2 protein-coding genes are annotated in these 1,950 nt (G+C 60.0%); one reads left to right on the top strand and one right to left on the bottom strand.

Annotated features, from left to right (window positions below; all coding sequences use genetic code 11):
* Positions 1-184 precede the first annotated feature (184 nt).
* Entirely contained in the window at positions 185-907 is a 723-nt protein-coding gene (gene pcsA / locus HT737_RS05060; protein WP_182401715.1) for a phosphatidylcholine synthase, read from the bottom strand.
* Between the two features lie 250 nt (positions 908-1,157).
* Here pcsA and HT737_RS05055 point away from each other — a divergent pair, with 250 nt between their 5' ends.
* Positions 1,158-1,883 carry a tellurite resistance TerB family protein gene (locus HT737_RS05055; protein ID WP_182401713.1) on the top strand — a complete coding sequence of 242 codons (726 nt, stop codon included), beginning with the start codon at positions 1,158-1,160 and terminating at the stop codon, positions 1,881-1,883.
* The last annotated feature ends 67 nt before the right edge of the window (positions 1,884-1,950 follow it).

The following is a 1,950-nucleotide window of genomic DNA, read 5'->3' as shown; positions in this document are numbered from 1 at the left end:
CGGTTCGCTGGTGGTGCCGAGCGAGTATCTGGAGGTGGTGATTACCAAACGCTGAAACCTAATGAAAACCCCTGTAAGAGCTGCCGAAGGCTCAGGCCGCGTTCGGACGATCTTTTGATTTTGGTTTTAAAAGCAAGATCAAAAGATCGCACCTTCGGCAGCTCCTACAAGGTATAGGGTGGGTTTACTTCAGAGGCGGCCGATCAAACCACTCCAGCGCCGTACGCCAGATGCAGATCCCCAGAAAGTACGCCGACATCAGCAGCCACAACCCCATCACCAGCGGATTGATCACCGGGTGATTGAGCACCAGCGACAGGCTGCACAACAGCCAGATTGCCGTTACCGCGATGTTGATCGGCATGAACCGGCGCACACGGAACGGGTGCAGGAACTTCATGCGGGTGACGGTCAGCAGCGCCAGGCCAATGATGGTCAGAAAAGTGATCCACGGTCCCGGGCCAATGATGTACAGGCACAGGGCAACCACGTTCCACGCGGCGGGGAAACCGACGAAATAGTTGTCCTTGCTTTTCATGTTGACGTTGCAGAAGCAGAACAGCGACGACACCAGAATCAGCGACACACTCAGCAGCAGGGTGTAGTCGGGCAGGGGGATGTAGCGGTAGATGAACAGCGCCGGGATAAACACGTAGGTCAGGTAGTCGATCACCAGATCGAGGATCGAACCGTCAAAACTCGGCAGCACCGATTGCACATTGACCTTGCGCGCGAGCGCCCCGTCGAGGCCGTCGACGATCAATGCCACGCCCAGCCACATCAGGCAATGGGTCGGCTGGTTCTCCAGCAGGGCGAGGGTCGCCAGAAAGGCAGTGACCACGCCGGTCGCGGTAAAACCATGGGCGCCCCATGCTTTGAGCCTGGCGATGTGTACGGTCGATATCACGGGGGCGTTCTCCAGAAAAATGAAGCAAGCCGGGTATCACCCTCGAGCAAAGGGCGCCGGCAAACCGGGTCGGGGTTGCAGCTATCGACCGGTTTGGCCGGGATAAGGTTCACCACCGTTGAATCTTAGCTGGCCGCTCGAAAAATACCTCGGCGAAAACCGCCGGTGTCAGCCAGACGGTGCTGGCGCGATGGCTGCGCCGGTCTATTGTTGCCTGACGCGGTGAATGCCAATGCCTGAGGACGAGATCATGAACACCAGCGATTTGCTCGAACAACTGCTGCGAGGCCAGGCCTCGGCGGGACAACCAAGTGGCGCCTCGGCCGGCGCAGGTCTGGGCGGACTGGGCGGCTTGCTCGGTGGCCTGTTGGGCGGCGGCGCGAGTACAGGCGCCAGTGGCGCGCAGTCCGGTGGGCTGGGCGGTTTGGGTGGATTGCTGGGTGGTTTGCTTGGCGGCGGTGGCGGCGGTACACAAAGTCGTTCCGGCGGCACCAATTATGCGGCACTGGCCTCGTTGGGAATGATGGCGTTCCAGGCGTATCAGGCCTGGCAGCGCAGTCAGGCGTCGGCGGCGCCACAACAGATTCCGCCAACCGCAAATCTGCTGGCCGGGCCCGAAGTCGAGGAGCACGGGCATGCTGTACTGCGGGCGCTGATCGCCGCAGCCAAGGCCGACGGTGAGATCGATACCCGGGAACAACAGATGATCAACAGTGAAATCAGCAAGCACACCGACGATCCGCAATTGCAGCAGTGGTTCGAAAGCGAAATTGCCAAACCACTGGATGCGAACGAAGTCGCCGAGGCCGCCAACGGCGACCCGGCCATGGCCGCCGAAATGTACCTGGTCAGCGTGATACTGGTGGACGATCAGCAAGACGCCGAACGCAACTACCTGGATGAACTGGCTGCCGCGCTGCAGATCGATCCGCAATTGCAGGTGCATCTGGAGCAGCAGGCCAAGGGGCAGGGCTGAAGCAAAACTCAAAAAGGTCGCAGCCTTCGGCAGCTCCTACAGGGGAAAATCGTTCCAAATGTAGGAG

This window comes from Pseudomonas sp. MD195_PC81_125 (assembly GCF_014060985.1).
Lineage (GTDB): Bacteria > Pseudomonadota > Gammaproteobacteria > Pseudomonadales > Pseudomonadaceae > Aquipseudomonas > Aquipseudomonas parakoreensis.
This window is presented reverse-complemented; position numbering and strand designations above follow the sequence as displayed.

What these genes read in the sequence shown, in the direction of transcription:
- HT737_RS05055 (WP_182401713.1), top strand. Translation starts at nt 1,158, where the DNA reads ATGAACACCAGCGATTTGCTCGAACAACTGCTGCGAGGCCAGGCCTCG.